Here is an 8299-nt window from a genome sequence, read left to right as displayed (position 1 = left end):
GTAGCTCAGCGGGCAGTCGTCGTCGTAGGAAATCGCCAGCAGCCGCTGCACGGACAGGCCATCGTAGCCGCGGGCGAAGGGGTTTTTGGAATGGGACATGGGATTCCTCCAGCAGAGGATGGCCGAGGCAATCCCCTGCCGGGGATTGAACCCCAGCGAGTGGATGAAGTGGCAACCGGTCAGCCGGCCGCGGCGTCGGGCCGCCCTGGTGGCGGGCGGTGCAGGTCAGTGGAAGATGGTGATTCGGGACATGGCCGCTCCTGCGAAAGGAAGGAGGGACATGGCCCCGAACGGGGACGCATGTCCCTCGTGGGGTGGGATGAAAAGACGGTGGGTTGCCAGGCGCGGCTCACCAGCCGTTGTAGTGCAGCGTGAGGTCAGCGATGACCTGGCGCCGTTCCAGATCGAGGCCGCCGAAGTCGGACAGCCCCTCGAAGCCGCAACGCTTGAGCATCGCGCCGCCCTCGCGGGAGTTGTAGAAGCTCACCATCGCGGACAGGAACATGCGTTGACCGCTGCTCAGCACGCCCAGGGCGTCGTTGAGCATCAGCATGTTGGGCCGCAGGTCCCACTTGGTGGTGGCACGCTGCAGACCTTCGCGTGTGCCGTCGCCGAACCACTCGTGGCCGGCGATCTGCGCGCCGCGCTTCCAGGCCTCGAAGAAGGCCTGCGGTGCAGCGTCGAAGTGCGCCTGTTCCAGCGCCATCTGATCGAGCACGTCTTCGGGTAAAGACAGATTCATGAGAGAACTCCTTGAAGGGTGGGAATCAGGCGTGAGCGCGCTGTGTCCAGGCATGGGTATCCAGGGCGCGCTGTGCTGCGAGGTGGTTCGGGAAATACTCGACGGACTCCCGCGATACCGGGCCTTCGTCGTCTTGTGTGCCGATGTAGTGGCCGGCCGCGCTGCGCAGCACCTGTAGCGGCAAACGCTTGCCGGTCCAGGTCAGCGCCAGCGCACCACTGCGCACTGCGGTTGCAGAGGAAGATGCGGAAGGTTCAGACATGCCGTGCTCCTTGGTGGGTCGGGGAGCACGCATCCCGCAGGGGATGGGGTTCCCCTCGGGTGGTTGAGAAAAGTGCATCGTCGCCAGGCCGGCGAGCGTCCGCGGTGGGCGATGCGAAGCGGACTGGATCGGTCGACGCGGCGAACCGCGTTGCAGTCTTGAAGACCGAGACTGCCAGGGCATGCCGCTGACGACTGTCAGCAACGCATGGCGTGAGGATGGGCGCGAAGCATGGCTGCCGTCGCAGGGAAAACCGAATCGCGGACGGCCCGCTTTAGGGCAATGGCCCGCGTCACGGGACAAGGCAAAGACCAGGGCGCCGAAGGCCACACGGGCCTTCGGCTGAAGAGAAAGGAAAACCACCTGTGGGCTGCGTCAGCGCAGGCCGTCGTCAAAGCCGTTCGCTGCGTCAGCAATCGCACCCGGCCCGTTTCGTGGCTGGGGCCGGAAACCTCTGGCGTGCATCCACACACAAAGGGAGCCCGATGTTTCGCCGGCGGGCACCGGCACGGAATACCCTCGGCCCAAGGGGCCTCCTCACGGCTCGCGCGGCGGCAAGGCGTCAGGAAGCCCCTCGTGACCGAGGCAAGGCACACCGATCAAGGGAATGGCGGCGGGCGCGATTCGTGGAGCAATGACCTTCTCGCCCCGTCGCCCGATGGCGGGCAGACGGGGCGCGCACACCGTTGCAGAAGGAGACGCGCGCTTTGGAGTCCCGCGCGGTGCGGGACGTTTGCCTCGCCGCCAGTGAAGGGCCGGCGCGGCAGGGGGAAGCGAGGATCAGGACGCCTTGGAGGCAGCGCGCCGCTTGCGCGGTGCGCTGCGCCGGCCCGTCGGGGACTCGATCGGCAACGTGCCGTTGCAGTCCGGGTAGCGCGAGCAGGACCAGAACGCGCCGCTTTTGCCCGTGCGCTGCTGCATCGGTGCGCCGCACTGCGGGCAGGCCGGCGCCGGCGGCAGCTTGAGCGAGAGCGTTGCGCCGCGGTACTGCTGCACGAGCTGACCGACCCACACGGACTGCTTCTCGATGAAGGTGTCCAGCGCCATCTGGCCGGCCTCGATCATGTCCAGCGCCTGCTCCCACACCGCCGTGGTGCCGGGGTCGGCGATGGCCGAGGGCACCGCGTCGATGAGCGTGAATGCCGCGTCGGAAACGCGGACGGCGCGGCCTTTCTTGACCAGGTAGCCGCGACCGATCAGACCGTTGATGATGTTGGCGCGTGTCGCCTCGGTGCCGATGCCGGTGGTATCTCGCAGCTTCTGTTTCAGCCGCGGGTCGGTCACGAACTTGGCGACGGTCTTCATGGCCTTGATCAGCTCGCCCTGCGTGTAGGGCTTGGGCGGCAGCGTCTTCAGCGCCTTGAGATCCACCTTGCCGACCGGGCAGGACAGGCCCGCATGCAGCGCCGGCAGCACCTGGCTGCGCTGCGCATCCTCGCCGTCGGCATCGTCCGGCCCCGGCGTCGCCAGCACCTCGCGCCAGCCGGTGACGGCGATCTGCTTGCCCACGGCCGCCAGCGACTGACTGCCGCACGAGAACTGCGCTACCGTCCGGTCGAACTCATGGTGCGGGAGGAACTGCGCGAGGTAATGAGCGCGGATCAGCCGGTAGACGGCCAGTTCCTTCTCGTTCATGGCCGACAGGTTGGCGGGCTCCAGCGTCGGGATGATGCCGTGGTGAGCCGTCACCTTGCCGTCGTTCCAGGCGCGCGAACGCTGGTTGCGGTCGAGCTGGCCGATCAAGGGCCGCAGGCTGGGATCGGTGGCGAGCAGTGCATCGAGCACCGCCGGCACTTCCGCGAGCATGCTTTCGGGCAGGTATCCCGAGTCGCTGCGCGGATAGGTCGTCGCCTTGTGCGTCTCGTACAGCGCCTGCGCGATGTCCAGCGTCTCCTGCACGTCGAGGCCCAACTGCTTGGAGCACACCTCCTGCAGCGTGCCCAGGTCGAACGGCAGCGGCGGTGCCTCGCGCACGCGCTCGGTGTCCACCGACACGACCTGCGCATCGCGTGCGGCGCGAATGCAATCCGCAGCCTGCTGCGCCACCGGCTGCTGAAGGCAGCGACCCGCTGCATCGGTGCTGCCTTCGGGCGGTATCCAGCTCGCGGTGAAGGACCGGCCGGCATGGGATAGCAGCACGTCCACGGCCCAATACGGCACAGAGACGAAGCGCGCGATCTCGCGATCACGATCCACCACCAACTTCAGCGTCGGCGTCTGCACGCGCCCCACCGACAGCACGCCGGTGTAGCCGGCCTGCCGACCTAGAAGCGTAAACAGCCGGCTCAGGTTCATGCCGATCAGCCAGTCGGCACGCGAGCGGGCCAGGGCCGAGTAGTACAGCGGCAGCGTCTCGGCGGACGGCTTGAGCGCACCCAGCGCCTTGCGGATCGACGCATCGTTGAGCGCCGACAGCCACAGGCGCTGAATCGGCCCGTGGTAGCCGCATAGGTCGATGATCTCGCGGGCGATCATCTCGCCCTCGCGGTCGGCATCGGTCGCAATCACCAGCTCGCCCGCCTTGGCGACGAGCTGCTGCACGATCTTGAATTGCGCTGCGGTCGCCGCCTTGGGCTCGACACGCCAACGCTCAGGAAGAATGGGCAGTTGCTCGATGGCCCAGCGCTTGTATTGCTCGCCGTAGCCTTCGGGTGGAACCGCCTCCACCAGATGACCGATGCACCAGGTCACGACGACACCGGCGCCGCTGTAGCAGCCGTTGCCGCGTTGGCTGGCGCCCAGCACACGGGCGATGTCCTTGCCCTGGGACGGCTTCTCGCACAGGAACACGCGCATGAAGCCTCCTTGGAAATGTGCGGTTCATTGGATGGGCGTCAGCTTGGCGGGGCCAGGAGATGCCGGCAGCAAGGAAGCCGATTGATGCAGACACCGCTTTGTGATCGGCAGGCGGTCCGTTGCCGCAGCGGTGCGCATAGACCGCAGGAGCTGGCACAGCAAAAGCGTCGTTACGGGAGGGCGGCTGGAACTCTGTGGACGACCTTGGAGCTATCCCCTGGGGATAGCTCGCTGGTGCATCGCGGGCGTATGACGGTTGCTACAGCCGCCCTCGGGGGAGCGGCGATGGGCGAACTACTGTCCGCCGGCCGGCTTGGCGCTGAGCGCCACCGACTCGATGCGGTACGGCAGGATGCCCACGCGCCGGGCCTCGACCTTGAACGTGACGCGCTCGTTCTCGTCGGCGTCCTCCCATTCGTCGCGCACGGTGCGGCCCTCGACCAGCACCCGCATACCCTTCTGATACAGCGTCTTCCAGTGATCGGCGTCGCGGTGCCACAGCTCCACCGGCGCCCAGAAGCCGCCGCGATCTTCGTACTCGCCGTCCTTCTTCGGGATCGGGTTGTCGAAATAGACGTTCAGGCGAAGCAGCCGGCGCGGCTCGTCGTTGCCGTTCGGGAATTCGCGGTAGTCCGGCGCAGAACCGATGTTGCCCTCGCCGACGAAGTGCGTGCTCATGGTGACTCCTTGGTGGTGGGTGGAACGGCCGCGGTATGCCCGTGGACACGCCGCAGGTAAGCCGCTTCGGCCTGGGCGGCCTTGCTGGCGCATTCCAGGGCTTGGCGAGCGATGCTGTGGGTCAGGCTGATCTGCATGTTCAGCACGATGCGCTGCAGTTCCATCGCGTACAGCTCGTCGATCAGCGAGGCCGGCGTCGCGGGGTTGGCCAGCAGGGCCTCCCACAACGCCACGCCCATGGAGGAGCGGTCGAGGTTGCGCCAGCGCAGGAAGGTCGTCCCTGCGCCAGTGGCCTGCTGGGCCAGTTGCACGTGGAGCAGGCTGAAGGGGCAGGCGCGCGCCTGGGGCAGCACGCGCCGCTGCGCCAGGCCAATCACGTCGTCGCGCAGCGCCGCGCACTGGCTGGCCCAGGTCTCCAGACTCCCCTTACCCTTAAAAGGCTGTAAAAGGCCTTTTAGGTAGCCTGCGTGTTCCAGCCGCTGGAAGTCCGCCTGTTCCAGCGCCACGAAGCGCGTGGAGTGGCTGATGGGGGGCGATGCCGTCATGCGTCAGTACCCTCATCGCCCGCCGCACCATCGGCTGCGCCATCCGTGTGAGCCGGCGCATCGGGCTTGATGGCGGGCGCAGCAGGCGGCGTGCCGGGCTTGGTCGTCCGCCGCGCGATCGGTGGCGCGAAGCGCGAGCGGCGCGTGCCTTCCAGCACGTCCTGCGGCAGTTCGCCGAACTTCTCCAGCGCCGCTCGTGCCGCTGCGTTCTTCGCCGCGAAGTCGTCGCGCGTCGTGCCCGAGTAGCGGTACTGCTGGGCCAGCGAGAACAGGCTGCGCAGCGCGTGCGCGCCATCATTGAGCCAGCGCTCCAAGGTGCTGCGGTCGATCAGCGCCGTGTGGTGCGCCAGGATGAGTTTGCGCGCCAGGTCGTCGTAGTCGGCCAGCAGGTACACCGCCATGAAGCCGAGCTGTGCATTCACGAACAGCGGCAGCTTCACCGGCTGCACATTCATGTTCTCGCCCAGCGACAACGCCGCTGGCACGTCGGCCAAGGCCTGATCCACCTGTTCGCGCAGGGTCTGCAGGCGGGTCTTGGTGTCGGCGAGCTTGTCCTCGATCCGCAGCATCCACCAGTCCGAGTACGGGTCGTCCTGCTCGGCGCCGCGCTTCATCTTGTTCATGGCGCCGATGAAGCCGTTGAGACCGATGATGCCTGGGCGCCCCTCGGTCGGCGCGCGGCCGTGCCAGATGCGCGATGCATGGTGCGTGTGCAGCGTCAGCGACATCGCGCTGCGCAGCGATCCGAGATTCAGTTGCAGGGGTTCTGTGCGTTCGTTGGCCATGGGAGCGACTCGCGGTGAATTGGCGAGTCGCCAGCATCGGCATCGGCCGGAAGGCTGTCAGTCAACAAACCGCAGCCCATGCGCGCCCGGTTTGTTCCGCGCGGAAGGCCGTGTGTGCCGGCTATCCCCTGGGGATAGCTCGGCGGATGTGTTCGCGGCTCGCGCGGAGGTGAGACCGCGTTGCGGGGCAATGCTTCGCGAGGTCTGTACCAGGCGGCCCGTTGCCCCTCCACCTCACGGTAGCGAAGCTCGAACAGGCGGCACTCGTGCACCACCTGCCGCCAACTGCTGCAGCCGTACTTGGCTGGAAGCTGCTCGGGATGCCGCTCCGCGATCCAGCGGCCAGCGGCGGCGATGGGTGTCCAGCCCTCGACGGCCAACTGCGCAGCGGCCTCGCGCAGCGCACGAACGATGCCGGCGGCCGACCAGTCCACCGTGCCGTCCGGCGCGATGCCATTGACCACCAGGTCGTGGAACACATCCGACTGGACGAACTCCGCTGCCAGGCGCCGCGCCTGATCCATGTGCTCGGCCCAGCCGCGCAGCTGCTCGAAGTGTTGATCGATGCGCGTGTAGGCGGAACCGAGTTCGTCCTGTGCAGCGCGACACCCGTCCACGGTCCATAGATCGTGCTGGTCGATGAAGTGGTGCACCAGGGTGTTGCGCAGCGATACCAGGTCTTTGAGGTCGGCCTGGGTTTTGGCGTAGTCCTGCGCAGACAGGCTCAGTTGCACGCGCGTGCGAAAGGAAATCACGTCGCCGGGAAGATCGTTGTCGCGTTCCTTGCCACCATTTCCATCGGTGACCACATACGAACCAAACAGTTGTCCGACCAACGTGCCCAGGGTCTTGGTCGCGGCATCTTCGATCCGCGCTGTGCGAATGGCCTCCAGCGAATGCGCCGGGCCTGAAATCTCGTGGTGCGCCACGATGGCTTTCATGAGGCGCTCGTATTGTTGAAGGCGCAACAGGCATCTGCCCAGCAAGCGCTGAACGTCTCGCTGCAGTGGTTGCAGTACGTTTGTGACGGGGGAAGTCGTCATGTCCATCATCGGCCGGGCTCGTGCGTGGCTGTCCTCGTCTGATTCACAGGCGACAGTTTCGCCTGTCGTTCGGCGGACGACAATTGAGCGCGGCGGAAAGGTGTCTGTTCCAGCTATCCCCTGGGGATAGTCAACATCAGCGATCACGCAAGGCTTCTCGGAGCTGTGCCAGGTAGGCACGTGCCACCTCGGGGTCAGCCGCACGGGATGCCGGTGGTGACGACGGCGGGGACGCTGGCGCCGCCGATGCACTTTCTCCGGCCCAGGCCTTGAACTCCCCGCGGATCGCCTTCTGGATGATGCCAAACAGGTAGCCGGCCGGGTTGCGTACCGCGCTGTTGTGGCAGCGTGCCGCCCACTCGTCGAGAACGGCCTGCCTCTGCGCCTCGTCCACCTGCTGCAGCGCCACCAGCGCGCCGGCCTGCTGCTCGTCCTTCAAGCGCAGGAAACGCTCGGGCAGCCGCAGGTTCTGCAAGGCCCTCGCGCGCGGTACTGTACGTACTTCATTTATACGATCATTACGTACTGTACGGTCCTCCTTCGGAATCCGAAGAGAGCCGTCCGGCGCGGGTTTCGGCCCTGCTTCGGATTCCGAAGACGGGCGCGCGCCATTCCGAAGCAGGGCTTCCTGGCCTTCTTCGGATTCGTGGTCCGCACCCTCCTGTGGATAACCTGGCGTCGTCCAGCCATGCCGTGCCATGCGCTGCGCGAGCACCTGCAGGCGGGTCGGCAGCGTGCGCCCGCTGAGCAGCGGGTCTTCGGCGATCTCCCGCAGCGTGTTCATGCCCACGACCTGCACCGCCTTCGCCGCGTGCGTGAGCGCTTGGCTCACCAGGCCCAGATAGTCGGGGTCGAGCTGCATCGCCTCGAAGGGCGACAGCGGTTCGTCGTGCAGCACGTAGAGGTTCCCCTGGATGCGGCCGGTCTTGGGATCGCGCCGCCGCCGCACCAGGCTGAGCCAGCGCGTCAGCCGCAGCAGCGTCAAGGCGCGCGCCACGGTCTCGTGCGAGGCTTGCGCCGCACAGGGCATGGACGCCAGATATGGGCGGAGCTGGTCGTAGGTGGGAAAGGCGGTCACGCCGTCGTCGTTGAGCTGCAGGCGGAACACCTGCCAGGCGTTGCGTTCCAGCGGGGTCAGGCGCCGGTCGAGGAACAGTCGGCGCGGCACGCTCTCATGGCGGTTGCCGCTGTAGAGAAAGCCGTCCTGGCTCGGCGCCGTGCCCTGCGCCGGTTCCTTCGGCTCAAGGTGCCGCAGCGCCTCGTCGAACAACGCCGACAGCGCAACCGGGCCTTCGCGCCGTGGTGCGCCACCCGTGGTCATGGCCTACACCAGCCCCTGGTCGATCCAGTTGCGTATCGCCGCCCACACCACCGACATCGGCAGGCTCAGCGCCTCGGCCAGATCCATGGTCAGCGCCAGCATCGCCATGTCGTCGGTCAGGGCGATA

General features: G+C 66.9%; 8 protein-coding genes and 2 pseudogenes. All 10 read right to left on the bottom strand.

What is annotated here, in order from left to right; genetic code table 11:
• Positions 1–99, bottom strand: a pseudogene (locus tag N5K27_RS28510) (ABC transporter substrate-binding protein); the annotation flags it as partial.
• Between the two features lie 250 nt (positions 100–349).
• Positions 350–742, bottom strand: a complete 393-nt coding sequence (locus N5K27_RS28505; RefSeq protein WP_003141051.1) for a hypothetical protein — start codon at positions 740–742, stop codon at positions 350–352.
• A gap of 25 nt (positions 743–767) precedes the next feature.
• On the bottom strand, positions 768–1004 hold the full coding sequence (locus N5K27_RS28500; protein WP_011805444.1) for a hypothetical protein: 237 nt from the start codon (positions 1002–1004) through the stop codon (positions 768–770).
• A 780-nt stretch (positions 1005–1784) separates the two neighbouring features.
• Positions 1785–3800: a DNA topoisomerase III gene (locus tag N5K27_RS28495; protein ID WP_279820931.1), complete on the bottom strand. Its 2016-nt coding sequence runs from the start codon at positions 3798–3800 to the stop codon at positions 1785–1787.
• Positions 3801–4094: 294 nt separating this feature from the next.
• Positions 4095–4478 carry a single-stranded DNA-binding protein gene (locus tag N5K27_RS28490; protein ID WP_013721963.1) on the bottom strand — a complete coding sequence of 128 codons (384 nt, stop codon included), beginning with the start codon at positions 4476–4478 and terminating at the stop codon, positions 4095–4097.
• Positions 4475–5023: a DUF3158 family protein gene (locus N5K27_RS28485; protein WP_033986195.1), complete on the bottom strand. Its 549-nt coding sequence runs from the start codon at positions 5021–5023 to the stop codon at positions 4475–4477. The genes N5K27_RS28490 and N5K27_RS28485 overlap by 4 nt, the downstream gene beginning before the upstream one ends.
• Complete coding sequence (locus N5K27_RS28480) at positions 5020–5808, bottom strand: PFL_4669 family integrating conjugative element protein (protein ID WP_033986193.1); 789 nt, start codon at positions 5806–5808, stop codon at positions 5020–5022. The genes N5K27_RS28485 and N5K27_RS28480 overlap by 4 nt, the downstream gene beginning before the upstream one ends.
• A complete protein-coding gene (locus N5K27_RS28475; protein ID WP_279820928.1) occupies positions 5775–6749 on the bottom strand; it encodes an OST-HTH/LOTUS domain-containing protein in 975 nt (324 codons plus the stop codon). Before N5K27_RS28475 ends, N5K27_RS28480 begins: the two co-directional genes overlap by 34 nt.
• 238 nt (positions 6750–6987) lie before the next feature.
• The gene (locus N5K27_RS28470) at positions 6988–8172 is read right to left on the bottom strand and encodes an STY4528 family pathogenicity island replication protein (protein ID WP_003141061.1); all 1185 of its coding nucleotides are present in this window, start codon (positions 8170–8172) and stop codon (positions 6988–6990) included.
• A gap of 3 nt (positions 8173–8175) precedes the next feature.
• Positions 8176–8299, bottom strand: a pseudogene (locus N5K27_RS28465) (coproporphyrinogen III oxidase); the annotation flags it as partial.

Origin of the sequence: Pigmentiphaga sp. GD03639 (assembly GCF_029845405.1) — a bacterium.
GTDB lineage: Bacteria > Pseudomonadota > Gammaproteobacteria > Burkholderiales > Burkholderiaceae_B > Pigmentiphaga > Pigmentiphaga daeguensis.
The sequence above is the reverse complement of the archived record's forward strand: the minus strand, read 5'-3'. Positions and strand labels throughout refer to the sequence as shown.